At 73.9% G+C, this 26478-nt stretch carries 22 protein-coding genes and 1 pseudogene; 9 read left to right on the top strand and 14 right to left on the bottom strand.

Annotated features, from left to right (window positions below; all coding sequences use genetic code 11):
• Positions 1–107: 107 nt before the first annotated feature.
• Positions 108–1889, bottom strand: coding sequence for a sulfatase (locus tag ACFVVU_RS01635; RefSeq protein WP_387787633.1), 1782 nt, complete (start codon positions 1887–1889; stop codon positions 108–110).
• Positions 1886–2524, bottom strand: coding sequence for a PadR family transcriptional regulator (locus ACFVVU_RS01630; RefSeq protein ID WP_387787631.1), 639 nt, complete (start codon positions 2522–2524; stop codon positions 1886–1888). The genes ACFVVU_RS01635 and ACFVVU_RS01630 overlap by 4 nt, the downstream gene beginning before the upstream one ends.
• Before the next feature lie 86 nt (positions 2525–2610).
• Between ACFVVU_RS01630 and ACFVVU_RS01625 the strand changes: the two genes are divergently transcribed.
• Together ACFVVU_RS01625 and ACFVVU_RS01620 are read left to right on the top strand one after the other, a co-directional pair.
• Complete coding sequence (locus tag ACFVVU_RS01625) at positions 2611–3582, top strand: formylglycine-generating enzyme family protein (RefSeq protein WP_387787629.1); 972 nt, start codon at positions 2611–2613, stop codon at positions 3580–3582.
• Positions 3583–3884: 302 nt separating this feature from the next.
• Positions 3885–4187: a hypothetical protein gene (locus ACFVVU_RS01620; protein WP_387787627.1), complete on the top strand. Its 303-nt coding sequence runs from the start codon at positions 3885–3887 to the stop codon at positions 4185–4187.
• A 74-nt stretch (positions 4188–4261) separates the two neighbouring features.
• Here the strand turns inward: ACFVVU_RS01620 and ACFVVU_RS01615 are convergent, their stop codons facing one another.
• The 3 genes from ACFVVU_RS01615 to ACFVVU_RS01605 form a co-directional block, all read right to left on the bottom strand.
• Positions 4262–5302, bottom strand: a complete 1041-nt coding sequence (locus ACFVVU_RS01615) for a hypothetical protein (RefSeq protein ID WP_380686035.1) — start codon at positions 5300–5302, stop codon at positions 4262–4264.
• Entirely contained in the window at positions 5302–5817 is a 516-nt protein-coding gene (locus ACFVVU_RS01610) for an RNA polymerase sigma factor (protein WP_380686045.1), read from the bottom strand. The genes ACFVVU_RS01615 and ACFVVU_RS01610 overlap by 1 nt, the downstream gene beginning before the upstream one ends.
• Positions 5818–6183: 366 nt before the next feature.
• The gene (locus tag ACFVVU_RS01605; RefSeq protein ID WP_387787625.1) at positions 6184–6756 is read right to left on the bottom strand and encodes a helix-turn-helix domain-containing protein; all 573 of its coding nucleotides are present in this window, start codon (positions 6754–6756) and stop codon (positions 6184–6186) included.
• Between the two features lie 179 nt (positions 6757–6935).
• On the opposite strand from ACFVVU_RS01605, the gene ACFVVU_RS01600 reads away from it, so the two are divergent.
• From ACFVVU_RS01600 to secD, 3 genes are all read left to right on the top strand, one after another.
• Entirely contained in the window at positions 6936–7925 is a 990-nt protein-coding gene (locus ACFVVU_RS01600; RefSeq protein ID WP_387787623.1) for an alpha/beta fold hydrolase, read from the top strand.
• A 217-nt stretch (positions 7926–8142) separates the two neighbouring features.
• Entirely contained in the window at positions 8143–8547 is a 405-nt protein-coding gene (locus ACFVVU_RS01595) for a hypothetical protein (protein WP_387787621.1), read from the top strand.
• A 149-nt stretch (positions 8548–8696) separates the two neighbouring features.
• The gene (gene secD, locus ACFVVU_RS01590; protein WP_387787619.1) at positions 8697–11057 is read left to right on the top strand and encodes a protein translocase subunit SecD; all 2361 of its coding nucleotides are present in this window, start codon (positions 8697–8699) and stop codon (positions 11055–11057) included.
• A 137-nt stretch (positions 11058–11194) separates the two neighbouring features.
• Here the strand turns inward: secD and ACFVVU_RS01585 are convergent, their stop codons facing one another.
• The 5 genes and pseudogenes from ACFVVU_RS01585 to ACFVVU_RS01565 all read right to left on the bottom strand — a co-directional run.
• Entirely contained in the window at positions 11195–12160 is a 966-nt protein-coding gene (locus ACFVVU_RS01585) for an alpha/beta fold hydrolase (protein WP_387787616.1), read from the bottom strand.
• 84 nt (positions 12161–12244) lie between these two features.
• The gene (locus tag ACFVVU_RS01580) at positions 12245–13159 is read right to left on the bottom strand and encodes a DUF2797 domain-containing protein (RefSeq protein WP_380684479.1); all 915 of its coding nucleotides are present in this window, start codon (positions 13157–13159) and stop codon (positions 12245–12247) included.
• Positions 13160–13347: 188 nt separating this feature from the next.
• Positions 13348–13935 carry a rhodanese-like domain-containing protein gene (locus ACFVVU_RS01575; RefSeq protein WP_380684480.1) on the bottom strand — a complete coding sequence of 196 codons (588 nt, stop codon included), beginning with the start codon at positions 13933–13935 and terminating at the stop codon, positions 13348–13350.
• Between the two features lie 48 nt (positions 13936–13983).
• Positions 13984–14778 carry a TSUP family transporter gene (locus tag ACFVVU_RS01570; protein WP_387787611.1) on the bottom strand — a complete coding sequence of 265 codons (795 nt, stop codon included), beginning with the start codon at positions 14776–14778 and terminating at the stop codon, positions 13984–13986.
• 159 nt (positions 14779–14937) lie between these two features.
• A pseudogene (locus ACFVVU_RS01565) lies at positions 14938–15141 on the bottom strand (MBL fold metallo-hydrolase); the annotation flags it as partial.
• A gap of 122 nt (positions 15142–15263) precedes the next feature.
• On the opposite strand from ACFVVU_RS01565, the gene ACFVVU_RS01560 reads away from it, so the two are divergent.
• The 4 genes from ACFVVU_RS01560 to ACFVVU_RS01545 all read left to right on the top strand — a co-directional run bounded on the left by ACFVVU_RS01560 (position 15264) and on the right by ACFVVU_RS01545 (position 21859).
• Positions 15264–15983, top strand: a complete 720-nt coding sequence (locus tag ACFVVU_RS01560) for a hypothetical protein (protein ID WP_387787609.1) — start codon at positions 15264–15266, stop codon at positions 15981–15983.
• A 141-nt stretch (positions 15984–16124) separates the two neighbouring features.
• Entirely contained in the window at positions 16125–18281 is a 2157-nt protein-coding gene (locus ACFVVU_RS01555; protein ID WP_387787607.1) for a restriction endonuclease, read from the top strand.
• A 202-nt stretch (positions 18282–18483) separates the two neighbouring features.
• The gene (locus ACFVVU_RS01550) at positions 18484–19254 is read left to right on the top strand and encodes an ABC transporter ATP-binding protein (RefSeq protein WP_387787605.1); all 771 of its coding nucleotides are present in this window, start codon (positions 18484–18486) and stop codon (positions 19252–19254) included.
• A gap of 46 nt (positions 19255–19300) precedes the next feature.
• A complete protein-coding gene (locus ACFVVU_RS01545; RefSeq protein ID WP_387787602.1) occupies positions 19301–21859 on the top strand; it encodes an ABC transporter permease in 2559 nt (852 codons plus the stop codon).
• A 90-nt stretch (positions 21860–21949) separates the two neighbouring features.
• On the opposite strand, the gene ACFVVU_RS01540 is transcribed toward ACFVVU_RS01545, so the two are convergent.
• The 4 genes from ACFVVU_RS01540 to efeO form a co-directional block, all read right to left on the bottom strand.
• On the bottom strand, positions 21950–22597 hold the full coding sequence (locus ACFVVU_RS01540; protein ID WP_380714803.1) for an HNH endonuclease family protein: 648 nt from the start codon (positions 22595–22597) through the stop codon (positions 21950–21952).
• Between the two features lie 241 nt (positions 22598–22838).
• Complete coding sequence (efeU, locus tag ACFVVU_RS01535) at positions 22839–23693, bottom strand: iron uptake transporter permease EfeU (protein WP_380689326.1); 855 nt, start codon at positions 23691–23693, stop codon at positions 22839–22841.
• A 65-nt stretch (positions 23694–23758) separates the two neighbouring features.
• Positions 23759–25075: an iron uptake transporter deferrochelatase/peroxidase subunit gene (efeB, locus tag ACFVVU_RS01530; protein ID WP_387787597.1), complete on the bottom strand. Its 1317-nt coding sequence runs from the start codon at positions 25073–25075 to the stop codon at positions 23759–23761.
• A 133-nt stretch (positions 25076–25208) separates the two neighbouring features.
• The gene (efeO, locus tag ACFVVU_RS01525) at positions 25209–26348 is read right to left on the bottom strand and encodes an iron uptake system protein EfeO (RefSeq protein WP_387787594.1); all 1140 of its coding nucleotides are present in this window, start codon (positions 26346–26348) and stop codon (positions 25209–25211) included.
• Positions 26349–26478 lie beyond the last annotated feature (130 nt).

Genomic DNA, 26478 nt, shown 5'->3' with positions numbered 1-26478 from the left:
CCGCCGCTTTGACCGGGGTGTCCGTGCGCCGCTCGGGGGGGTGCCGCGGGACGGCCACCCGGGGGGCGCGCCCCCCCCCCCCGCCGGGGGGGGGCGCCGCTCCCCGGCTACGCGCCGCCCGCGCCCGGCAGCGCGGCCAGCGTTCCGGCCAGGGCGTGCAGGTCCGCCGCGCCCACCGAGGGGCCCATGGCGGCGAGCCGGAACGGGGACATCCCGCCCAGCATCGCCCGCAGGCCGGGGTTGGCCAGCATCGGCAGCCGTTCCAGGACGACCTCGCGCGCCCCCTCGTCCGCCAGCAGCGCGCGCAGCGGGGTGTGCACCGAGAGCGGGCCGGCGGGGAACTCCTCCGGCGCGGGCAGCGGCTCGCCGGCCGCGAGCGCCTGCGGCCGCTGGGCGCGGACCAGCAGGTGCTCGGCGGTGACCGGCCCCTCGGCGGGCAGGCCGAGCCGTTCGAACTGGTCGGCGGGCGCGTCGCTCTCCCGCAGCGCCTCGGTGAGCAGCGCCGCCATCCGCAGCTCCAGCTCGTCGTCGACCAGCGGGTGCTCCTGCTCCGGATCCGTCCCCAGGTCGAACAGCAGGGTGCCGAAGGCGTACGGGTTGCCCCAGGAGGTGGCCGGCATCCGCAGCACCGGCACGCCCTTGGTGAACGGCAGCGGACCGGCCAGGGTGGCGCCGGCCAGCTCCTGCGGGGTGAAGTGGCCGCGCATGTGGGTGGGCATCAGGGTGTGCTCGTACAGCGGCCGGTTGGACGCGTCCTTGCTGGCACGCATGTAGACGTGGCGGCCGTCGGTGATGCTGACGTGCCCGCCGAAGACGCCGAACAGGCCGTGCGGGCGGACCGGGGCGTCGCGGGCGACCGTGTCCACGAGCGGACGGCCCTGCATGTCGGCGGTGCGCGGCACGTCGAAGTACTCCAGCACGGTCGGCCCGAGGTCGACGGTCTGGACGAGGGAGTCGCGCCGACCGGTGGCCCGGCTGCGCGGGTCCCAGACGAACAGCGGGGTGTGGATGTTCTCGTCGTACCAGGGCTGGATGTTCTTGCCCCACCAGCCGCGCTCGCCGAGCAGCAGGCCGTGGTCGGTGCAGACGATCAGCAGGGTGTCTTCCCACAGGCCGTGCTCGTCGAAGGCGTCCAGGACGCGGCCGAGCGAGTCGTCGCACATGGTGAGCAGCGCGGCGTACTCGTTGCGGGCGTGCTCGACGGCCTCCGGGCTCTCGGTGACCCGCTTGTAGTCGGGCCAGTCGAAGTGCGGGCCGTCCCAGTCGTGCGGGTAGTGCTTCTTGTGCTCGGCGTAGGAGTAGAACGGCTCGTGCGGGTCGAAGCACTCGATCTGCAGGAACCAGCGGTCCTGCTCGCGGTTGGTGGCGATGAACTCCAGCCCGGCGTCGAAGGTGCGGGTCTGCGGGTGGTCGGCGACGTCGGCCAGGTACTGGCGGTTGACCCAGTCCTGGCGCCACATCGGACCCTCGCGCCAGGAGAGCGTGTCAGGGATCTCCGGGTCGGCGACGTGGCCCTTCCACTTGTCGCCCTCCTGGCCGCGGAAGAACTCGTAGCTGTCGTAGCGGTTGTGGTAGGTGGCGCCGCCGTCCTCCCAGTAGTGCTGGTGGTCGGTGACCAGGTGGGTGTAGACGCCCGCCTTGCTCAGCAGGTCGGGGACGGAGTCGTCGAAGGGCTCCAGCGGGCCCCAGGAGCGGTGCAGGAAGTTGTACCGGCCGGTGTGCATCTCGCGGCGGGCCGGCATGCAGGGCATGGAGCCGCCGTAGCAGTTGTCGAAGGTCGCGGCGCGGGCGGCGAGGCGGGCGAAGTTCGGTGCGACGGTCCAGTCGCAGCCGTAGGGCGGCAGGAACCGCCGGTTGAGGCTGTCGAACATGACCAGGACGGCTTTCACCGGGGCGTCTCCTCGGGAGCGGAGGGGTTGGTGGTGGGGCTGGTGGTGGGGTCGGCGGTGGGGTCGGCGGTGGGAATGGTTCCGTCGACGAGCAGCCCGCGGACGTGCTCCAGCCAGTCGAGCCAGGCGTCGACGGCGGAGGTGCCGTACGCGTGGGTGAGTTCGCGGATCATCCGCAGCCGCCGGACGTCCGTCTCCTGCGTGTCCTCCGGGAACTGCAGGGAGCGGTCCCGGGGGCGCATCACCGCCACCTGGCGGCGGCGGTATTCGAGCTCGGTGTCGATCAGCGGGACGAGCTGCTCCGGTGCCAGCTGGGCGGAGAAGTAGAACCGGGCCATGAAGTCGGGGTCCTGGAAGCGGCTGGTCGGTTCGTACGGCGAGCGGGCCTCGCGGACCAGCTCGGCCCGCCCGGCGTCGGTCAGCCGGTAGACCTTGGCGTCCGGACGGCCGTCGCGCGGGTCGGTCTCGTAGACCACCCAGCCCTGCTCGGCCATCCGCTTGAGCAGCCGGTAGATCTGGCTCGGGTGGGCGTTCGAGCGGACGAACTGCCCCTCCCCCGCCAGCCACTGCTTGAGGTCCCACCCGCTGCGCGGATGGATGGCCAGCAGGCCCAGCAGGACGTGGTCGAACTTCACCGGTGCCCTCTCCCCGGCTCCCGCCGGTTCCTCGAACGTCGCTAGGTGCATTCTCACCTAGGTGCAAAGTGCTATAGCTTGGGCCCATGAGTCAACCCCCCGCCGCACGCGCCTGCTGCATGCCGTCGGCCCCGGCCGGCCCCGGACCCGCCCCCGCGCCGCTCCTGCCGCCCCCGTCACGCCCGCCGGCCGGGCGCCCGGAGCACCCCGAAGTGGCGCTGCCCGGAGGGGTGTTCGCGATGGGGGACGCCTTCGGCGAGGGCTATCCGGCGGACGGCGAGACCCCCGTGCACGAGGTGGAGCTGGAGCCGTTCACCATCGACACCGCACCGGTCACCACCGCCCGCTTCGCCGCCTTCGTCGAGGCCACCGGCCACCGCACCGACGCCGAGCTGGCCGGCTCCTCCGCCGTCTTCCACCTGTTCGTCCTCGCCGACCCCGCCGACGTGCTCGGCCGCTCCGCCGCCGCACCCTGGTGGATCGAGGTGCGCGGCGCCGACTGGCGCCACCCGTTCGGCCCGCTCGGCGACGCCGAGGACCTCCTCGACCACCCCGTGGTGCACATCAGCCACCGCGACGCGCTCGCCTACTGCCACTGGGCCGGACGCCGGCTGCCCAGCGAGGCCGAGTGGGAGTACGCCGCCCGCGGACCGCTGACCGGCGCCCGCTACGCCTGGGGCGACGAGCTGCGCCCGGGCGGCGCGCACCGCTGCCGGATCTGGCAGGGCCGCTTCCCCGACCTGCCGACCGGCGAGGACGGCTGGTTCGCGACCGCACCGGTGGGCAGCTACCCGCCGAACGGCTTCGGCCTGGCGGACGTGGCCGGAAACGTCTGGGAGTGGTGCGCCGACCGCTTCGATCCCGGCTACTACGCCCGCTCGCCACGCTTCGACCCGCGCGGGCCGGACGAGGACCACAGCGGGACCCGGCGGGTGCTGCGCGGCGGGTCGTACCTGTGCCACGACTCCTACTGCAACCGCTACCGGGTGGCCGCGCGCACCGGCAACACCCCCGAGTCCACCAGCGGCAACTGCGGCTTCCGCACGGTGGCCTGCTGAACCGGAGGGCGCCTCCTCGAACGCCCGCACCCGGCGCGCGGGTTCGACACGCACGCCCCGCTCCTTCGACTCTTCGTCAGGATCGGTGCTGAGTCCCCGGATTTCGCGCTACCGTGGTCCCCGCCGAAAAGGAGTGTGCATATGCCCGAGGTCCAGGCCTGCTCCGGATGCGGTGGGTCCGGGGGGACCCAGAAGACCGAAGCCACGGTCGAACGGGACGAGGAAGGGAGCATGGTGCCGAAGATCCACGTCTTCTGGTCGCCGTGCGGTCGGTGCCACGGATCCGGGACGGTGATCGTCGGATGAGGTTGGTCTTCGAGTGCGTCGAGTGCGGCAGCCACTACCTGCCGCCGGAGGCGATGGCGTACCCGGACGGGCCCGCCTCGCCGGTCTGGTGCACCTGGTGCCAGGCCGCCAAGCACGCGGCAGGCGTCCGGGAGGACCCGCTACTGGCCCGCCTCGCCCTGGCGACCGCCCGGGCGGCACACGCCAGAACGGCCGCCGAGGAGCCCGCCGCCCCCCGCAGCGACGTCCGCCCCTCGCGCCCACCGGTGTCACGCCGTGCCCGCTCCGGCCCGGGCGCGCTGCGCAGCAAGCTGGCCTAGGCCGTTCCCGGGACCGCCGTCGTGCGGCTCCCCGGCCGGGGCCCTTCCGACGGGCCCCGGCCGCGTGCGCGCGGTCAGACCCTCGTCACGTCGCGCGTCCCGGTTCCCGGCCGGACGATGTAGATCCCGGACCCGGGCAGCGTCTCGCGCGAATCCTCCCTGAGCCGGTCGACGCTGATCTCGGCCGGCCATCGCGTGCGGAACTCCGACCAGCGCACTCCCGCGAGGTCGACCCTGGTGAGGTCGGCGGTGCTCAGATCAGCCGTGGTGAAATCGTCCAGGACTTCGGAAAGGAATTCCAGGTCGAGGTTCTCCGGTTCACCGATCCCGAGCAGTTCGCCGACGTGAACGGCCAGCGCCCGCGTGAGGTACTCCACCTCCCGCACGGCACGGGGCAGATCGCCGCCGCGCACCGCGTACATGAACACCTGGCAGGCCCGCAGGAACTCCGCGACAGCCGGGTGATCGGCGCTCCTCACCCGCTGGTCGATCGTCGCCGCCATTTCCCGGACGAGGATCTGCCCGATGACTCCCGCCTGGTCGATCGCGGGGTAGTGGGACTCCAGCAGCGCGACGATCTCGTGCGCCATGTCCCGCAGCTCCCACGCGAGAGCGGCCCGGCCGTCCAACTCGTGGGCGATTCCCCGGGCGATGCCCTGGGCGACAAACGCGGCCCGCTTCAACGGCATCCGGTGGTACCGGCCGAAGCCGAGACCGTGGGTGAGGTCCTGCGCCAGCACCACCGTGCGGATGAGCAGGTCGGCGAGGATCGCCGAGGTGACCAGCGGATGCTCCCGGAGCACGAGCCGCTGCTCGGGCCCGATCAGCTCGAACCGCTGGTGCATCAGACCGACGTCGTACAGGGGTGCGGCGGCCTCCTCGAAGTCGGTCCTGGCGGTGCTCCGGGAGGTGATGGACGCGAGCCCGGCTTCGACGTCCAGCACCGCGTCCAGGCTCTCGGTGAGGTCCTTGTGCTGGGCGCAGATCATCACCTCCCGCAGCCCGGCCTCCACGTCGAGATGATCGCCGAGCCCGTCCAGGAAGGTCTTCCGCAGATCCTTGAGCCGGCCCGAGAACTCACGGTTCGGGCGTCCAGGGACAGACTCCTCGCCCATCACTCCCCCTCCCTCTCGGTCATCCTTCTGGAGACGGTCAGGCGCGCTTTGAAGAGGCTGGCCCTGACCGCCGTCGGCTTCATTCCCAGCTCGGCCGCGATTTCCGTCGGGGAATATTCGTCCAGCGTCCAGGCCATGACCTGACGCTGGCGGGGAGGCAGACCGCTCAGCAGGTTCAGAATGTCCTGCTGCCGCTCCCATTCCATCGCTTCGTCCGGCGCCGGCAACAAGGAGGTCGGCTCGAAATCGAGGTCCTCGATGCTCTCCTCGACGCGGCTGAAGGCGCGCACCAGCTCGCGGGACGCGACCCTGCGGCACCATGCCTCCGGCGACTGGATGCGGTCCCACCGCGCGTACGCCTTGACCATCGTGTCCTGGGCCAGCTCTGCGGCCAGGGGTGCCGGAGCCCCCTGCCACATCAGGAACGCCACCAGTCTGCGGAGGCACGTACGGTAGAAGTACGCGAACTCCTCGCTCCGGGGGCTCGTTCCGCCACCGCTGTCGGGGGCCGGCAGACGTCCGAGGGACGCCGCCGAGACGGCCTCCCCGTCTGGGCCGGTCTCACTCACGCGCGCCGCGACCCCGCTTCTCCTTCGCCACCGGCAACCCCGGACCGCCGTCGTCGGCGTCGGCGTCGCACGTGCGAAGCGCGAGGACGACAACAACGGGAGGGGGCGGGGAGGAGCGGGGACCGCTCCGCCGACGAGGCCATAACCGCCCCACGAGGGTGATCGACGCCCCCACCAACCCCAGCACTGCCACCACGACCGAGCCCGTGACGGGATCCACCGGCACTCCTCCGCTGTCGTTCAACATTTCTACGACTAAGAGTCCAGGGACGGCAGAAGCGTTAACTACTCGGAGGATCCTTCTGCTCCGCGCTACCGGGCTCCGCGGCCGAGGGCCCGGGTGAGTGGGCGTAGGCGCTCTCCCTGCGGCCCGAACATGATCAGGTACTCGACCGGTCCGCCGGGTCCGGCGTTCGCGACTCCGTGGGCGGTGCGGGTGTCGAACTCGGCCACCTCCCCGGCGCTCAGGACGAGGTCCTGCTCACCGAGCGCCAGCCACAGCCGCCCGTACAGGACACACAGCCATTCGTACCCGTCGTGGGAGACCTGGCGCGGCCGTGCCGGCGGGGCGTCGACGGCGGGCAGGACGTGCTTGTGGGCGTGCAGGCCTCCCACGTACCGGGTCAACGGCAGCACCACCTTGCCGCCGTCGGGACGCTGCGGCATCGGGGTACGCGGTCCGGCCGCGGCGACGGGTGCGGTGCCGGCCAGCTCGTCCAGGGAGCTGCCGTACACCTTCGCGAGCCGCAGCAGCACCTCCAGGGTCGGCTTGCGCCGGCCGGTCTCGATCCGCGACAGCGTGCTGAGCGAGATGCCGGTCGTGCGGCTGACGTCGGTGAGCGTGGCGCCGCGCCGCTCGCGCGCGGTCCGCAGCCGAGGACCCATGGCCGCCAGTGTGTCGGCCGTGCCGTCGTCCGTCACCGTCGCCCCGCTCCCTCCGGCCGTGCCGCTTCCACCGCCCTGTCCTGCCAGTTTGCCAGAATGACAAAGCCCCTCGCGTCGGACGGTCGCGGCACCGCAGGATCGGTGCGTCACCGCGGCCGCCCGTGAACCGAGGAGAATCCATGCACCAGCCCACGCCGTCCGCCGATCTGCGCCACCGCACCGTCGAGGCCCCCGCCGGGCGCCTGCACCTGGTCGAACAGGGCACCGGACCGCTGGTCCTGCTCGTCCACGGCTTCCCCGAGTCCTGGTACTCCTGGCGCCGCCAGCTTCCGGCCCTCGCCGCGGCGGGGTACCGGGCGGTCGCACTCGACGTGCGCGGCTACGGCCGCTCCTCCAGGCCGGCCGCGACGGACGCCTACCGGATGCTCGACCTGGTGGCGGACAACGTCGCGCTGGTGCGCGCCCTGGGCGAGGAGCAGGCGGTGGTCGTCGGGCACGACTGGGGCTCCAACATCGCGGCGGCCTCCGTCCTGCTGCACCCCGAGGTCTTCCGCGCCGTCGCACTGCTGAGCGTCCCCTACGCGCCGCCCGGCGGCCCCCGCCCCACCGACCTCTTCGCGCGGATGGGCGGCGACCACGAGTTCTACGTCTCGTACTTCCAGGAGCCCGGCCGGGCCGAGGCGGAGATGGAGCCCGACCTCCGGGGCTGGCTCGCGGGTTTCTACGCGGCCATGTCCGCCGACACCATGCCCACCCCGGGCGAGCCCGACCCCCACTTCGTGACCCGCGACGGCGGCCGGCTGCGCGACCGCTTCCCCGGCGGCGGGCTGCCCGCCTGGCTGACCGAGGACGACCTCGACGTCTACGCCGGGGAGTTCGAGCGCACCGGCATGACCGGCGCCCTCAACCGCTACCGCGCCATGGACCGCGACTGGGAGGACCTCGCGCAGTACCGCGGCGCCCCGATCAAGCAGCCGTCCCTGTTCATCGGCGGCGCCCTGGACGCCTCCACCACCTGGATGGCCGACGCGATCGAGGCCTTCCCGACCACCCTCCCCGGCCTGACCTCCACCCACATCCTGGACGGCTGCGGCCACTGGATCCAGCAGGAGCGCCCCGAGGAGGTGAACCGCCTGCTGACCTCCTGGCTCGCCTCCCTCCAGCACTGAACCGTCTTCCCGTCCCGTTCGGCCGGCACCGGGAAGAGCGACCTGGCCTCCTCGGCAACGGCCATGGGCGGTGCGGCGGTGGCGGCCGGAGCGTGCCCCCGGACCCGGCCGGACCGCTCTTGCGGCCCGCACCTGCCCGCGCGGCGGTGGAGTCGCCTAGAGTGAGAGGTTCTTGCGGGCGGGGCCGGGTGACGGCGCGAGCGGGGAGGGGGCCGGAGTGGAGCGACGTGTGTGTCGGGCCGCGGCGGCCGCGCTGTCCTGCGCGTTCCTCGCGGCCTGGGCCGTCTGTCAGGTCCTCCTCGGTACGGCGACGGGCCCGGCGCAGCCGGCGCCTGACGCGCCGCCGGCCGTCGCCGCCGTGCGGCTGGGCCCGCCGGCTGCGGAGGTGCGGCGCGCCGCGGACCGTCCCGGCTTCGACGTCGCCCTGCGGCGGGCGGCCGCCGCCGAGCCCGGTGTCCGGCTGCCCGTGCTCCCGCCGGTCGCGCTCCCGCCCGCCCGGACGGACGTGCCCCGGCCCCGGCCCGGGGTGTACGCCCCGGGGCCGCGCCAGGAGCGGGCCCCGCCGTCCGGCCACTACGACCCCCGCCACACCCGCGGTCCCCCCTCCACCCGGTCCAGCTGACGTTCCACCGCGCCCGCCGACCCCGGGTGCCGCGGCCTGCCCGCGGCCCGGGGCGTTGCCGGCGGCGCGCCGTTCCCTTGCGTCCGCCCGTCCCGGGTGCGGCGTCCTCCGCGGACGCCCGGCTCCCGCGGACCGCCCGTGGAGTACCCATGTCTACTCGCCGTGCCACGTTCTGGCGCGCGCTCGTCGCGCTCGCCGTCGTCGGTGTCTCGCTCTACGTCGCCCTGACCACCCCGCCCCGCCTCGGTCTCGACCTGCGCGGCGGCACCCGGATCGTCCTGGAGACCCAGGACTCGCCCACCGTCCGCGCCGACGCGGACGCCACCGACCGCGCGCTGGAGGTGCTGCGCCGCCGGGTCGACGGCCTCGGCGTCGCCGAACCCTCGCTCGCCCGCGCCGGGGAGCGGCGCATCGTCGTCGAACTCCCCGGCGTCCAGGACCCCCGCGAGGCCGCCGGGGTCATCGGCCGCACCGCGCAGCTCACCTTCCACCCCGTCACCGCGACCGCCGACGGCCCGGCCGGGCCCCCCGCGGCCGACGGCTCCCGGGTCCTCGCCGATCCCGGCCTGCCCGGCGGCCACCTGCGGCTGGGCCCGCCGGCGCTGACCGGTGACGGCGTCAAGGACGCCTCGGCCGTCCTCGACACCCGGACGGGAGCCGGCTGGAGCATCGACCTCTCCTTCCGCGGCTCGGCCGGCGACGCCTGGGCCCGGCTCACCGGGGAGGCGGCGTGCGCCTCCCCGGCCGACCCCGCCCGCCGGGTCGCCATCGTGCTCGACGACCGCGTCCTGTCCGCCCCCGGCGTCCAGAACAGCGTGCCCTGCGGGCAGGGGATCACCGGCGGTTCGACGCAGATCACCGGCGGCTTCTCGGCCGACGAGGCCCGCGACCTCGCCGCCCTGGTGAAGGGCGGCGCGCTGCCCGTCCCGGTGACGGTGATCGAGCAGAGCACCGTCGGCCCCACCCTCGGCGCCGAGGCGATCCGGGCCAGCGCCCTGGCCGCGGCCATCGGCCTGCTCTGCACCGCGGCCTTCATCATCGCCGTGTACCGCCTGCTCGGGGCGCTGGCCACCGTCGCGCTCGCCCTCTACGGACTGATCTCGTACGCCGCCGTGGTCGCACTCGGCGCGACTCTCACCCTGCCCGGGCTGGCCGGCTTCGTGCTCGCCATCGGCATGGCGGTGGACGCCAACGTGCTGGTCTTCGAGCGGGCCAGGGAGGAGTACACCGCGCCCCGGGCGGCCGGCCGCGGCCGGGAACGCGACCTGCGGCGCCCGCTCCGCGTCGGGTTCGCGAAGGCCTGGAGCGCGGTGGCCGACTCCAATGTGACGACGCTGCTCGCCGCCGGGCTGCTCTTCGTATTCGCCACCGGCCCGGTCAAGGGCTTCGGGGTGACGCTCTCGATCGGCGTGCTGGCCTCGATGTTCTCGGCCATGCTGATCACCCGGCTGCTCGCCGAGTGGGCGGTGCGCCGGCCGGCCGTCACCCGACGGCCCACCCTCACCGGCATGGCCACCGTCGGCCGGCTCCGGACCCGGCTGACCCGGCGCCCGCCCCGGCTGATGCGCCACCGCCGGCGCTGGCTGGGCGCCTGCGCCGGCCTGCTGCTGCTCGCCCTGGCCGGGATCGGCGGACGCGGCCTGGACTTCGGCGTCGAGTTCACCGGCGGCCGGGTGGCGCAGTACACCGCCGCGCAGCGGGTCGACGCGGACGCCGCCCGCGCGGCGGTGGTCGGCGCCGGGTTCCCCCAGGCCGTGGTGCAGACCACCGGCGACACCGGCGTGTCCGTCCGCACCAAGGAGACCGGCGACGACCAGCAGCAGCGCATCCGTCAGGCGCTCACCGGCGTCACCGGCGAACTGTCCGTGGAGCGCGACGAGCTGATCGGGCCGAGCCTCGGCAACGAGCTGCGCGGCTACGCGCTGGCCGCGCTCGGGCTCGCGGTCGCAGCCCAGCTGCTCTACCTCACGATCCGCTTCCGGTGGACCTTCGCGGCCGCCGCGGTGATCGCAATGACGCAGGACCTGCTGCTCGTCCTCGGCCTCTTCGCCTGGCTGGGCAGGCCGGTGGACAGCGTCTTCCTCGCCGCGCTGCTCACCATCGTCGGGTACTCGGTCAACGACACGGTGGTCGTCCTGGACCGGCTGCGCGAGCTGCGCCGCACCGGGACGAAGGCGAGCTGGGCGGAGCTCGCGGACCGCGCCGTGGCACAGACCCTCCCCCGCACGGTGAACACCGGCATGGGGGCGCTGTTCGTCCTGGTGGCCCTGGCGGTGCTCGGCGGCGACTCGCTCGCCGACTTCTCGGTGGCGCTGCTGGCCGGGATCCTGGTGGGAACGGCGTCGACGGTGTTCACCGCGATGCCGGTGGTCGTGCTGCTCCAGGGACGGTTCCCGGACCGGCCGCGGGAAGGCCGGCAGACCCGCGAGGCCGGGGAGACGCGGGAGGCGCGGACGCCGCACACGGTCGGCGCGGCAGGGGCGCGCGACCACAACGGCGCGGTGGTCTGAGCGACACGCGATCCGCTCCCGGGCTCCGGTCCGGGAGCGGTGCCGCGGCCGGTCCGACTCCTGGGCGGCCGGGGCCTCCCCGCGAGCGTGGGGGCAGCCGTCGAGGGTCTCCCGTGGGGGCGTACCGCGGCCCCCGCTCAGGCGGCCGCCGCGTCCGCGGTGTCGGCGAGGAAACGGGCGAGGTGGTCGGCGACGGCCTCCGGGGCGTCCTCCGGGCTGTAGTGGCCGGCGCCCGGGAGTTCGACCACCCGGCCGGCCGGGAAGGCCTCCCGGAACAGCGGCAGGAAGTGGCGGGCGTTCAGTGTCCGGTCGGCGGCGCCCCACAGGGCCAGCGCCGGGACGGCCGCCAGCGCGGCGCGGGCCGCCGCGTCGGGCTGCTCGAAGCGGTGGGCGCCGGTGGCGAAGCCCTTCGCCCAGCCGATCGCGCCGATGCTCTCGGCCGCGGTCGGGAACGGCGCGCCGTACGCGCGCAGCCAGGTGTCGGTGGCGAGGGCGGGGTTCTCGAAGCCGTTGAGCCTGAGCGTGCTCAGGATGGTGACGTCGAGGGAGCCGAGCACCGGGTCCAGCGTGCCGTCGGCGTGCGCCCTGGCGATCCAGCGGAACCACGGGGAGTCGGCGGCGTTGGCGGCCAGCGCGTCGCCGAGGCCGGGCTGCCCGAACGGGGTGGGCCCGTTGACACTGACCACCCGGGCGATCAGCTCGGGCCGGCGGGCCGCGAGGCCCATGCCGACGGGCCCGCCGAAGTCGTGCCCGACGAGGGTGATCCGGCGCAGACCGAGGTCCAGGACGAGCGCCTCCAGGTTGTCGACGTGGTTCTGCAGCCAGTAGCCGCGGTCGGCGGGCGTCGCGCTCTTGCCGAACCCCATGTGGTCCGGGACGACGACCCGGTGGGCCGGTGCGAGGCGGCGCACGACGTCCCGGAAGAGGTAGCCCCAGGTGGGCTCGCCGTGCAGGCAGAGGACGACCGGGCCGGCGCCCTCGTCGACGTAGTGCATCGGGAAGCCCGGGGCGGTGCTGAAGTGCGGGCGGTAGGGGAACGTGCCGTCGAAGGTCTCGTGGGCGTCGATCACGGCGGGCCTCTCGCGCGGGCAGTGGAAAGCCATGCGGTAGCGAAGTGCAACCAGGCAGGGTCGAGCCTAGGCGCGCCGGTTTTCATACGCAACTACCGAGGTCGACGGCCCGCCGGCTCAGAACAGCGCCTCCTGGGTGTCCGGCTCGGCCGGGCGGACCCGCTCGCTCAGCGTCAGGCCCGAGGCCGGCCGCCCGGGCGCCGGGGCGAGCGTCCAGCCGGTCAGCAGCCGGCTGTCCAGGAGCAGCGGCGCGGCGCCGGCCGGCTGGTCGAGCAGCAGGTGCCGGCCGATCGGCGGGCGCAGCCGCCCGGCCAGCACCGCGCCGTCCGCCAGTCCCTCGACCGCGTGGTAGACGTCGGGGGCGCCGCCGGTCAGCCCGAAGACCCCGACGTGGTCGGTGACCGGGTGGTCCGCCAGCAGTTCGACGCCGTGCCCGCGCAGCAGCTCGTGCGCCCGGTCCCGGGCGGCGGTGAGCAGCGCGCGGCGGTGGTCCGCGTCACCGTGGTCCCACCAGTGGTCCACCTTCACCCGGCTCTTGAACCGCTCCCGGGCCAACCCCGAGGCGGCCACGGTCAGTTCGGCCCGGCGGACGGCAGGCAGCGCGCCCCGGGCGGCGAACGTCCAGGCGAGCGCGCCCTGTTCGAGCAGACGGCTGGTACCGCGCTGCTCGGCGGTCAGCCCGACCTTGAGCAGCCCCTCGCCGAACCAGGCGAGGTACAGCCGGTAGGTGCGGCCGTCGTCGAGGATCTGGTCCCGGGCCAGCGCCAGCCCGCGGTCCACGCTCTGACAGGAGGCGCACTGCACGGCGGCGCCGTCGGGCGCGATCACGGAGTGGTGCGGGCAGGGCGTGCGCTCGTCCTGCCCCTCCAGCCACGCTCCGATGCAACGGCGCGGGCCGCCGACCAGCCAGCCGACCTCCACCCCGGGCACCACCTCGCGCTCGTGCACCCGCCGCCCGTGCACCGCGCTCAGCACGGCCCGCCCGTCCCGCCAGCCCAACCCGGTGGACATCCAGCCGCCCGCCACGCTCACCCGCCACCTCACCGCACACCGTCCGAACCCCCGAGGCTACCCTCGGCCACCGACAGCCGGGAAAGTCCTGCCTCCGCCGGCGGGTGGGTGCGCGGGACGGGCAGGCCGGGACGGGCCGGGAACGGCTCCGCCGCCGACGGGGGGTCGGCGGCGGAGCGACGGAGCAGCGGCGCGGGGCGCGGGTGCGGTCAGCGGGCCCCGGTGAGGGTGGCGAGGGTCGCTTCGAGGTCCGCCACCTGGCCGGGGCGGGGGCGGTTGTACGGGAGGCGGGAGAGCAGGGAGCCCATCGCGCAGGTGTTGGTCACGGCCGAGAAGACCAGGCCCGCGCCGACCGCCGCCGAGACCCAGCGGGCACCGGGCCGGACGAGGTCGACGACCACACCGGCCAGCACCAGCCCGCCGGCCGCGAAGCGGACCTGCCGGTCCATCGCCCACGGCGCCCGCACCGGGGCGCCCTCGGGCCGCTGCACCTCGTGTCCGGCGGCCGCCCAGGCGCTGGTGCCGCCGACCAGCGTGGCAGCCGGGATGCCGGCCGCGGCCAGTGCCTCGCAGGCCCGGCCCGAACGGTTGCCGGAGGCGCAGACGACGAGCAGTTCGCCGCGCTCGGCGACCGTGCGCAGGGCCGGGAGGGCGAGGTCGAGCTGGTCGAGCGGGATGTTCAGGGCGCCGGGGACGTGACCGGCGGCGTACTCGCCCGGGCTGCGGACGTCGACGACGGTGAGGGCGGCCAGGCGGGGGTGCGCCTGGGCCGGGGTGAGCTCGGTGAGGGCGGCCATGGAGGCTCCTTGCGGTAGGGGAAAAAGGGGGAAGGAGGTGGTCGGGGGTCAGAGCAGGGCGTCGGCGCCCATCACGGCCGCGACGCCGAGCAGCAGGACGGCGAAGGTCCGCTGGAGGACGGCCCCGGAGAGGCGGGCGGCGAGCCGCTTGCCGTCCCAGGCGCCGAGTACCGCGGCGGCGGTGAACGGGGCGATCACCGCCCAGTCGAGTCCGGCCGCGCCGCCGCCGCGGGTGACGAGCGAGGCGGAGGCGTTGACGGCGATCACCGGGAGGCTGGTGCCGACGGCGGCCTCCATCGAGAGCCCGACCGCGCCGACCAGTGCCGGCACGGCCAGGAAGCCGCCGCCCACGCCGAGCAGGCCGGTCAGCGCGCCGAGTCCGGCCCCGGAGGCGGCCGCCCGCCCGGGGCGGGCACCAGCGGGCACCGGTCCGGGCGACGCAGCCGGTCCGTCGCCCGTCGCCGGTCCGTCGGACGCAGCCGGACGGGGCGGGCGCAGCATGCGGACGGCGGCGAGCGCCGCGACCAGGGCGAAGGCCGCGGTGAGCAGGCTCTGCGGCAGCCTGGCGGCGGCCGCGCCGGTGAGGGCGGCCGGCAGCAGACCGGCGGCGGCGAACGCGAGGGCGGTGCGCCAGCGGATGGTGCCGGCCCGCGTGTGGGCAACGATCGCCGAGATCGAGGTGGCGAGCACGATCAGCAGGGCGGCGGTGGTGGCGGCGGCCGGGGAGAGTCCGAGCAGGTAGATCAGTGCGGGGACGGCCAGGATGCCGCCACCTCCGCCGAGCCCGCCGAGGACCAGTCCGACGACCGCGCCGGCGGCGAGTGCCAGCAGCAGGGTGGTCATCGGCACCACCCCGGGAGGTGGGGGCGGGCCGGGCGGGGGGCGGCCGGTATTCGGGCGGCCGGGGCGGGGCGGGGGTGGTGGTGCATGGTGGTGCTCCTGCGAGGGGGTATTGCCGTGCCGGGAGGGCGGTGCCGTGCCGTGCCGGGAGGGCGGTCAGGCGGTGGCGACGGCCCGCAGGGTGAGACCGGCGACGCGGTCGACGTCGAAGTCGTCGCCGTCGTGGACCAGCACCCGCCGGTGGGAGACGGCGGCGTCGGCGGGGACGAGGTGGTGCGCGCCGGTGATCCGGGCGAGTTCGAGGCCGCCGGTGACGTAGCCGCGGTTGCCGAGGCCCTCGATCTCCAGGGTGTCGACGAAGAACACGTGCCTCTCCTTCTCTGGGCTTTTTACCCCCAGGGGTATCCACCGGACACTGTCGACTGTAGCAGAGATACCCCCAGGGGCATCGCTGGGAGAAGTCCGCCCGACCGGCTACCGTCCTGCGCATGACCACCACGGACCCCACCACGCCGCCCGGCGACCCGACCCCCGACGACCTGGCCGACGTGCTCCGGCTCGCCGTGGACACCCTGCGCGCGGCCCCCGCCGACGCCGACTGGTCCCGCCCGGCCGGCGGCGTCGACTGGGACTGCTGGACCACCGTCGAACACCTCGCGGACGACCTGCTCGCCTACGCCGCCCAGCTCGGCCCGGCCGAGCCGCCGCGCGACCGCTACGTGCCCTTCGTCGCCCGGCGCCCCTTCCCCGGCGGGCCGAACAGCTTCGCCTTCGCCCGTCGCGAGGACGGCCCGGACGGACTGCTGGAGGTCCTGGAGGCGAGCGGCGGGCTGATGGTCGCGATCGCCCGGGCCAGGACCCCCGAGGTCCGCGCCTTCCACCCCTGGGGGCTCGCCGACCCGGCGGGGTTCGTCGCGATGAGCCTGGTGGAGACGCTGGTGCACGTGCACGACGTCGCGGAGGGACTCGGCCTGCCCTGGGAGCCGCCGGCCGACGTCTGCCGCCGCACCCTCGCCCGGCTCTTCCCCGACGTGGCGCCGGACGTGGCGCCCGGCGCCGCATCCGCCCCCGCCACCCCCGCCGCCCCCTGCGCCGAGCCCTGGCCGGCCCTGCTCTGGGCCACCGGCCGCACCGCGGCGCCCGGCCGCCCGCGCCGCACCGAGTGGCGCTGGTACGCGGACGCGCGGGAGCCGGCCACCGCCCCCTGACGCCCGCTCACCCCCGCCGACGCCGCAGGTCGCCGGGGCTTTGCGCACGCCCCCGGTACACGTTCTATTGTGGCGGGCGCGGCGGCGGCGCGGCCGGGAGCCGGGCGCCGCGGCGGACCGGTGTGGAACGAAGGGGTGGACGTGGCGGGGCGGCGGAACAACGGGGTGCTGGCGGTCTGGGCGGAGACGCAGCGGCAGGAGCAGCGCCGGGAGGAGGCCCGGTGGCGCGCCCAGGCCGCCGAGCAGAACCGGCGGGAGCGGGAGCAGCGCGAGGCTCAGAAGGCCGCGGCCCGCACCGAGCGCGAGGCGCAGAAGGCGTACCAGCAGGACCGGGAGGCCCAGGCGGCCCGGCGGACGGCCGAACTGGACGCCCGGGTGGAGGAGTTGCGCGGCCTGCTGACGACCGGCGCGGGCGCGGCGGCGTTCCGGGCGCAGAGCCTGCTGGCCCCGCGCCCGGTGCCGCCGTTCGAGCCGGGCCGGCTCGGCGAGCCGGTGCCGATGCCGGACCAGGCCCGCTACCAGGTGCCGCCGCCGGACCCGGTGCAGGCCCGCAACCCCGGGGTGTGGCAGCAGTACGAGCAGTACGTGGCGCAGGCGCGGGCCCGGTTCGAGCAGGACTGGTACGCGGCGCAGGCGGCGGAGGCGGACCGGCAGCGGCGGTTGGCCGAGTACCACGGGCAGTACCTGGAGTGGGTGGCCCGGTTCCGCCGGGAGGACGAGCAACGGGCCGCCCGGACCGAGGAGTTGCTGCGCCGGCTGCGGTCCGGCGAGGCGGAGGCGGTGCAGGAGTACTTCACCGCCGTGCTGTACGCCTCGGCGGGCTGGCCGGAGGGCTTCCCGCGACAGCTGGTGGCGGCCTGGGAGGCGTCCAGCCGCCAGCTGGTGGTGAACTGGGAGCTGCCGGGCCCGGACGTGGTCCCGGCGACCGCCCGGGTGCGGTACGTGAAGTCCGACGACCGGGAGGCCGAGGTGGCCCGCCCGGCGACGGAGCGCAAGGCGCTGTACCGGGAGGTGCTGGCGCAGACCGCGCTGCGGGTGGTGGCCGAGCTGTACCGGGCGGACGGGGACGGGCTGCTGGCCTCGGTGGTGCTGAACGGCTTCGTGCGCGGCATCGACCCGGCCACCGGCCGGGAGGCGGAGCGGTTCCTCACCACGGTGACGGTCGACCGGGGCGAGTTCGCCGGGCTGGCGCTGGACCGGGTGGCGGCCGTGGAGTGCTTCCAGGGCCTGGGCGGCGTGCTGTCGGCGCGCCCCGAGCGACTGGACGAGGTGCGGCCGGACCGGCTGCCGGAGACGGTCGGCGGCAGTGTGGCCGGGCAGGGCGGCGAGGACGACCCGGACCTCTTCGAGATGGACCCGATCGAGTTCGAGGAGCTGATCGCCGAGCTGTTCCGGCTGCGCGGCTTCCGGGTGATGACCACGGCGCGCAGCGGTGACGTCGGGGTGGACGTGGTCGCCGAGGACCTCGATCCGGTGACCGGCGGACGGATCGTCATCCAGGCCAAGCGCTACCGCTCGACGGTCTCCCCCACCGCGGTGCGCGACCTCGACTCGACTGTGCGCCACCACGGCGCGATCAAGGGCATCCTGGTGACCACCGCGGGCTTCGGGCCGGGCTCCTACGAGTACATCCGCAACAAGCCGCTGAGCCTGGTGAGCGGGCCGGAGCTGGTGGAGCTGCTGGCGGAGCAGGGCCTGCGCGGACGCCTGGGCGAGCGGACGAACGGCGCCGGTCACCGCGTGCCGGGGGCCTCGCCCGCCGGGGACCCGCCCGAGCAGGGCGCGGCCACCGCACTGGCGCTGTCCTGGCGCAGCCGCACGGCCGGCGGGGACGCCGTCGAGCTGGACGTCTCGGCGTTCCTGTGCGCCAACGGCCGGGTGCTGGACGACGAGCACTTCGTGTTCTTCAACAACCCGCAGGACCCGGCCGGCGCGGTGCGGCTGCACCCCACCCGCTCGGTGCCGGGCGAGCCGGTGCGCCGCGCCGAGCTCACCCTGGAGCCGGGGCGGCTGGCGCCGGGCGTGGACGAGGTGGTGGTGGCGGTGTCCACCGAGGAGGAGGAGCCGCCGGTGCTGCCGCTCGGGTACGTGCACGGGCTGACGGTGGCAGGCGCGTTCGGCCCGGACACCGACGGCCCCGCCGAGTGGGCGGCCGAGACCGGCGGGGTGTCGCAGAGCGCGATGGTCCTCGGCTCCTTCCAACGGCGCGGTGGCGTCTGGCGGTTCACGCCGGGCGGGACGCCGGTGGAGGACGGGCTGGCCGGACTCGCGGTGCGCTGGGGCGTCGCGATCGAGTAGTTGCCGCACGGTGCCTCAGGGTCGGAGGTCATACCTGAGGATGAGAAGCACCCCCGCCGGACCGCCGGTACGGCGGGGGGAGGCCGTACCCGGGGGCGACAAAACGGGCACGGGCCGGTTGGAAGAATGTAAAGGGAAGGCAATCTTCCGATATTCCTACTCGCGCCTCGTGCCTCGTACCTCGCACCTCCAAGGAGCCCTCGTGACGATGTCCGCAACCGCCGTCCGTACCGGCCGGGCGGCCGCCCGCGCCACCGGCCTGAACAAGGTCTACGGGGAGGGCGAGACCCGCGTCGTCGCCCTCGACAACGTCAGCGTCACCTTCCCCCAGGGCGAGTTCACCGCGATCATGGGCCCCTCCGGCTCCGGCAAGTCCACCCTCATGCACTGCATGGCCGGCCTGGACACCGTCTCCTCCGGCTCCTCCACCATCGGCGACACCGAACTCGTCGGCCTCAAGGACAAGCAGCTCACCCAGCTGCGCCGGGACCACATCGGCTTCATCTTCCAGGCCTTCAACCTGCTGCCCACCCTCACCGCCCTGGAGAACATCACCCTCCCGATGGACATCGCCGGCCGCAAGGCCGACAAGCAGTGGCTCGACCGGGTCGTGGAGACCGTCGGCCTCTCCGGCCGCCTCTCGCACCGCCCCAGCCAGCTCTCCGGCGGCCAGCAGCAGCGCGTCGCCTGCGCCCGCGCCCTCGCCGGAAAGCCCGACATCATCTTCGCCGACGAACCGACCGGCAACCTCGACTCCCGCTCCGGCGCCGAGATCCTCTCCTTCCTGCGCAACTCCGTACGCGAACTCGGCCAGACCGTCGTCATGGTCACCCACGACCCCGTCGCCGCCTCCTACGCCGACCGCGTCGTCTTCCTCGCCGACGGCCGCATCGTCGACGAACTGGCGAACCCCACCGCCGACACCGTCCTGGACCGCATGCGCCGCTTCGACGCCAAGGGCCGCACCAGCTGACGCCCCGCGTCCGCCACCCGACCCTCCGCACACTCCAGGACACCCCATGTACCGCACCGCACTGCGCAATGTGCTGGCCCACAAGGGCCGACTGCTGATGACGGCGCTCGCCGTGCTCCTCGGCACCGCCTTCGTGGCCGGCACCCTCGTCTTCACCGACACCTTCGGCAACGCCATGCGCTCCCAGAGCGCCAAGAGCTACTCCGACATCGCCGTCACCGTCAACGACCGCGCCGCGGTCAGCAAGGGCTACGACCACGGCACCAAGGCCTCCGACGGCCCCTCCCTCACCGAGGACACCCGCAAGGCGATCGCCGCGCTGCCCGGCGCCGCCGAGGCCCGCGGCGTGGTCAGCGGCTTCGCCGGGATCGCCGACCGCAAGGGCGCGCTGATCGGCAACGGCTTCTCCACCACCGGCACCAACTACGTCCCGGGCGCCGACGGCACCGACCCCCGCTTCCCGCTGGTCGACGGCCGGGGCCCGCGCACCGCCGACGAGGTGGCGCTGGACGCCAAGACCGCCGAGAAGGGCGGCTTCAAGGTCGGCGACACCGTGCGCGTCGCCGTCAACGGCCCGGTCATGGAGCTGAAGCTCACCGGCACCGTGACCACCAACGACCCGCGGGTGATCTCCGGCGGCTCGCTCGCCGCCTTCGACACCGCCACCGCCCAGCAGCTCTACCTGGCCCCGGGCCGGTTCGCCGAGATCGACGTCAAGGGCAAGCCGGGCGCGGACGACACCGCGCTGCTCGCCGCCGTCAAGCAGGCCCTGCCCGCCTCCGAGGACGTCGAGGCCCGCACCGGCCGGGAGCTGGCCGACGAGCAGGACCGGATGATCGAGGCGGGCACCAAGGGCATGTCCACCGCGCTGCTGATGTTCGCCGCCATCGCGCTCTTCGTCGGCATCTTCATCATCGCCAACACCTTCACCATGCTCGTCGCCCAGCGCACCAAGGAACTCGCCCTGCTGCGCGCCGTCGGTGCCAGCCGCAAGCAGATCACCCTCTCCGTCCTGGCCGAGGCCCTGCTGGTCGGCCTGACCGCCTCGATCGGCGGTCTGCTCGCCGGCATCGGCATCGCCGCCGGTCTGCAGGCCGTGATCGGCTCGCTGGACACCGGTATGCCCACCGGCCCGCTGGTGATCGCCCCGTCCACGGTGATCGCCTCGCTCCTCGTCGGCACCCTGGTCACCGTGCTGGCCGCCTGGCTGCCCTCGCTGCGCGCCTCCCGGATCGCCCCGATCGCCGCGATGAGCTCGGCCGAGCAGCCCGCCACCCAGAAGTCCCTGCTGGTGCGGAACATCATCGGTCTGTTCTTCGCCGCGATCGGCGTCGCCGGACTGCTCGGCGGCGCCGCCGCCAAGTCGGTCAACGTGGTGGGGCTCGGCTCGGGCGCGCTGATGATCGGCGTCTTCGTGCTCACCCCGCTGCTGTCCCGCCCGGTGATCGCGCTGTTCGCCCCGGTGCTGCGCAAGCTGTTCGGCACGCCCGGCAAGCTGGCCCGCGAGAACGCCGTGCGCAACCCGCGCCGCACCGCCGCCACCGCCTCCGCCCTCACCATCGGCGTCACCCTGATCACCGCGCTGACCGTGGTCGGCGCCTCGGTGAACAAGGCCGTCGACGAGGCCACCGCGAGCGACCTCAAGGCCGACTACGCGGTCGCCATGGAGAACTTCTCCATGCTCTCCCCCGAGGTCGCCGACCAGATCGCCAAGGTCCCCGGCGTCACCGCGACGAGCGTCCTGCGCGAGGTCTCCGTGAAGGCCGTCGCCGACGGCGACACCTCCCTGCTCACCGCCGTCGACGCCGCGACCTTCGACCAGCTGGTCGACCTCAAGGTCACCGCCGGTGCGGCCGACGCCCTCAAGCAGGGCAAGCTGATCTCCACCACCGGCTATGCCGAGCGCAACGACCTCACGGTCGGCTCGACCCTCGACATCACCTACCCCGACGGCGCCCGCGGCACCCTGACGGTCGGCGCCCTGATCGAGAGCAACAGCCTGGTCGCCGGGCTGGTCGCTCCGAACCAGCTGGTCGGCCCGCACGCCGCCGCCGGCTCCGGCCTGGAGAAGGTCCTGGTCAAGGGCTCCGACGGCGCGACCCCCGAGCTGAAGCAGGCGCTGCGCGACGCGACCGGTGGCAACCCGCTGATCACCGTCAAGGGCGAGAAGGACATCAAGGCCGAGAACAGCCAGATGGTGACGGCCGTGCTGAACATCATGTACGGACTGCTGGGCATGTCCGTGGTGGTCGCGGTCCTGGGCGTCATCAACACCATGGCGATGTCGGTCTTCGAACGCCGCCGGGAGATCGGCATGCTGCGGGCGGTCGGCCTCGACCGGCGCGGCATCGGCCGGATGGTCCGGCTGGAGTCGCTGATGATCGCGCTGTTCGGCGGTGTGGTGGGCGTGCTCCTGGGCATCGTCACCGCGTGGGCCGGCACCCGGACCCTGGCGGACACGTTCAAGAACATCACCATGGTGGTGCCGCCGGGGAAGATCGCCTTCTTCCTGGCCACCGCCGCGGTGATCGGCCTGCTGGCCGCGCTCTGGCCGGCCCGCCGGGCCGCCCGGATGGACATCCTGGGCGCGATCAAGAGCCAGTAGCGCCCGCCCCGCCCCCGTCACACCGCACCGCCCGCCGGGATCGCTCCCGGCGGGCGGTGCGGTCGTTCCAGGCCGTGGACGAACGTTTCCTCAGCAGCCGTTGAGGATCGAGGAGAGGGCGTTCTTCTCCGCGCTGTCGACGGAGAGGCCGTAGTAGTACTTGACCTGCACCCAGGCACGGGCGTAGGTGCAGCGGTAGGAGGCCTGCGGCAGCCAGTTGGCCGGGTCCTGGTCGCCCTTGGAGCGGTTGGAGCTCGCCGAGACGGCGACCAGCTGCGGGCGGGTCAGGTCGTTGGCGAAGGCCTGGCGCTGGGCGGTGGTCCAGGCCCAGGCGCCGGAGCGCCAGGCCTCGGCGAGCGGCACCAGGTGGTCGATGTCGAAGCCCGACGCGCCCGTGGTGGTCACGTTGTCGTAGACCGAGACCCAACTGCCGCTGACAGCAGCACAGTTGGCGTCGGTAACGACGTTGCTGCCGTCGCGCTTGAGGACCGTCTCACGGGTGTTGCAGGTGCCTGAGATGGTGATCCAGTGCGGGAAGAGCGCGCGGTCGTAGGTGGTGGTGTGGGACTCCGCGGCCACCGCGATCGCGGCGAGGTAGCCGCGGGCGGTGGCGGCGGAGATCGGCGTCGGCAGGGCGGCCTGGGCGGTGCCCGCGCCGGTCAGCAGGGTGGTGAGGGCGAGCAGCAGGGCACCGAAGGCGGCGGCCAGGGCGCGGCGGGGCGCGGCTATCGCGGACATGCGGGGACTCCTGGGTCGAGGAGGGCAGGGGAAAGCCCCCGGGCGGGAACCTGCCCGGGCTGCCCACCAGGATGGGGGCGGCCGGGTTTACGCGGGTAGATCCAGGAGGTGAACTTCTTGACCGGCTGCCAGGTACAGCGGCTGCCGACACGCCGGGAACGCCGAACGCCCCGTCCGGCGGGTGGCCGGACGGGGCGCTCTGGGGTCCTACGCGGGTGCGCCGATGGCGCGAAGTGTTCGCTCAGGCGGCCGACTTCGCCGCACTGGGCTTCGGGGCGGCCGGCTTGGCCGGGCCGCCGCCCGCGGTGCCGACCAGGAAGGCGGTCAGCACCGGGCCCAGGTACGCCTCCCAGACGGCCAGCTGGAAGACCGTCGGATCCGGCTGGAAGTTGAACACGCCCTTGAGCAGGGTGCCGTACCAGCTGTCCTTCGGGATGGTGCTGCTGATGTCGAAGGCCACCTTGTCCAGGCCGCCGAGCCAGCCGGCCTCCTGGAGGTCGTGCACGCCGTAGGCGAGCACACCGGCGGCGACCACGACCAGCATGGCGCCGGTCCAGGTGAAGAACTTGGCCAGGTTGATCTTCAGCGCGCCGCGGTAGAAGAGCCAGCCCAGCACCACCGAGGTCAGCAGACCGAGCGCCGCACCGATGATCGGGTTGTAGCCGTCCGAGGTGGCCTGCACCGCGGTCCAGATGAACAGCGCGGTCTCCAGGCCTTCCCGGCCCACCGCCAGGAAGGCGGTCAGCACCAGGGCGCCGGTGCCCATCGCGAGCGCCGCGTCCAGCTTGCCGTGCAGCTCGGTCTTCAGGTGCCGCGCCGTGCGGCGCATCCAGAACACCATCCAGGTGACCAGACCGACGGCGATGACCGACAGCGTGCCGCCCAGAGCCTCCTGGGCCTCGAAGCTGAGCTGGGTGGAGCCGAACTGCAGCACGGCGCCGAAGGCCAGGCTGAGCGCGATGGCCACACCGATGCCGGCCCAGACCGGGGGCAGCCGGTCCTTGCGGCCGGTCTTGACCAGATAGGCGATGAGGATGCAGACGACCAGGCTGGCTTCGAGTCCTTCGCGCAGGCCGATCAGGTAGTTGGCGAACACGCTGGCTCCCTGGGAGGTGAAGAGGGTGATACGGGCGAGACGGGTGGGGGGTCGGCCTCGGGGCCTCAGCCGAAGAGGGCCTGGCCCCACCACTCGCCGGGCTTGCGGACGCCCGCGGGGCAGGCGAAGTGGGCCGAACCGACGTGCTGGATGTACTCGTTCAGCGCGTCGGAGGCCGCGAGCCGCTGCTGGAGCGGGACGAACGCCTTGCGGGAGTCCCGCTGGTAGGCCAGGAAGAACAGGCCCGCGTCCAGCCGGCCGAGGCCGTCGGTGCCATCGGTGAAGGAGAAGCCGCGGCGCAGGATCATCAGGCCGTCGTTGGAGTCCGGGTGGGCCAGCCGGACGTGCGAGTCCTGCGGCATGGCCTTGAGGTCCGGGGCGTCGTGCTCCTTGGTCCGCCCGTACGGCGCGCCCTCGCCCTTGGTGCGGCCGAAGACGTCCTCCTGCTCCTTGAGCGGGGCGCGGTCCCAGGTCTCGATGTGCATCCGGATCCGGCGGGCGACCAGGTAGGAACCGCCGGTCATCCACTCCGGGCCCTCGCCGGGGGCGACCCAGACGTGGTCGGCCAGCTTGGCCGTGTCGGTGCCGGCGATGTTGTGGGTGCCGTCCTTGAACCCCATCATGTTGCGCGGGGTCTGGGCGTCCGGGGTGGTCGAGGAGGTCTTGCCGAACCCCAGCTGCGACCAGCGGATGTTGACGGTGCCCATGCCGATCCGGGCCAGGTTGCGGATCGCGTGCACGGCGACCTGGGGGTCGTCGGCGCAGGCCTGGACGCACAGGTCGCCGCCGCTGCGCTGCGGATCGAGGTTGTCGCCCTTGAACTTGGGCAGGTCGATCAAGGCCTCGGGCCGCTTGGCCTGGAGGCCGAAGCGGTCCACGCCGTCCTTCTCGAACAGGCTCGGGCCGAAGCCGATGGTGAGGGTCAGCCGGGAGGCCGGCAGGCCCAGGGCCTCGCCGGTGTCGTCCGGCGGCGCCTCCGGCAGGCCGCTGGCCGCGCCGCTGCCGACCTCGCGGCCACCGGTCATCGCGGCGGCGGCCTTGGTCCACTCCTTCAGCATCTTGACCAGCGACTCGCGGGTGGCGGTCGCGGAGACGTCGAAGGCGGCGAAGTGCAGCCGGTCCTGGACGGGGGTGGCGATGCCGGACTGGTGGTCGCCGTAGAAGGGGATGTCGGCGGTGGCCGCGGCCGGGGCGGCCGGGCCGTCGTCGTCCTGACGGGTCGCGGCGGCCACCGAGCCGACGCCGGCCGCGCCCAGCGCGACCCCGGCACCGGCCCAGCCGATCACGGCGCGGCGGCTGACCGCGGTGCGGCTCGCGGTGTCGGCGGCGGTGGCGTCGTTGCCGGACGGCGTCCCGTTCTGCTGCTGGTTCTCGGCGTCCATCGGCGGGCGGGCCCTTCTCTGTGCTGGACTCACGGACGCCGTGACGGCCACGGGGCCGCCACGGCGGAGTGCGGGGGGTGGTGCGCGGTGCGGTGCCCGGCGCGCGCCGCTGGCGGGCGCCGGGCGGCGGGTGCTACTTCACGACCACCGCGGCGGCCAGCTTCGACAGCGGCTCGGCCAGCGCGTTGACAGCGTCGGAGAAGGTCTTGCGCTCGGCGTCGGTGACCTTGTCGTAGGAGGTGTAGGTGCCGTCGGGCTGCTTGAACTTGGCGAGCAGGGTCTCGATGGCGGCGAACTCGGAGTCCAGCGTCTTGGCGAGCTCGGCGTCCTTCTCGGCGGCGACCGGCTTCAGCAGCTCGTAGGCCTTCTTGGCGCCCTCGACGTTGGCGACGAAGTCGGCCAGGTCGGTGTGGCTGTAGCGGTCCTCCTCGCCGGTGACCTTGTTGGTGGCGACCTCGTCCAGCAGCTCCTTGGCACCGTTGGCCATGCTGGTCGCGGTGATCTCCGCCTCGGGGATCTTCTTCTGCCAGTCCTTCAGGTCGGCGACCAGCTGGTCGGCGAGCTTCTTCTCGGCGTCACCGATGGTGCCGTCGGCCCAGAGCGACTTCTCCAGCTTGTGCCAGCCGGTCCACTCCTGGCCCGGCTCCAGCTTGTCCTCGCGGGTGTCGGTCTTCGGGTCGACGTCACCGAAGCTCTCGGCGACCGGCTCGGTGCGCTCCCAGCCGGTGCGCGAGGGCGCGTAGAGGGACTTGGCCTTGGCCAGGTCGCCGGCGTTGATCGCGGCGGCGAAGGCCTCGACGGCCGGGATGGTGGCGTCGGCCTGCTCCTGGGCGTACTTGCGGTAGGCGTCGACGGCCGCGGTCAGCCGCGGGTCGGCCGGGGCGGCCGAGCCGCCGTCACCGGTGACGGTGATCTTCTGGCGGATGCCGTCGCCGACCATGCCCGGCTTGCAGGCGACCTCGTAGGTGCCGGCCTTGATCTCGGCGTTGATGGTCGTCTTGGTGCCCGGGCCGATGTTCTCGCGCTCGGTGACGATCTTGTCGCCGGCCGCGTAGACGTAGACCTCGGTGACCTTCGAGCCCTTGTTGGAGATGTCGAACGCCACGTGACCGGCCGGGAAGCTGGTCTTCGAGAGCTCGCAGGCGCTGTCGGTGGCGTTCACCGCGACGGCGTCGGCTGCGGCCTTGTCGTCCTTCTTCGAGCAGCCGGCCAGTACGGCGGTCGCCACGGCGAGGGTGAGCAACGTGGCTGCGGTGGAACGACGGGCGGGCATGCGGGCTCCAGCGGTCGGGGCAGGGCGAATCAGGGCAGGGCTCAGCGCGGGCGACCGGGAGGGCGTCATCCGCACCGTCCCGGCCACTTAGCTAAGGCATACCTTAGGGATATCAGATTTTGCCGTCTAC

Origin of the sequence: Kitasatospora sp. NPDC057965, from assembly GCF_042887135.1 — a bacterium.
In the GTDB taxonomy this organism is placed as follows: Bacteria; Actinomycetota; Actinomycetes; order Streptomycetales; family Streptomycetaceae; genus Kitasatospora.
Note: the sequence above shows the minus strand (reverse complement) of the source record. Positions and strands in the feature narration are given on the sequence as shown.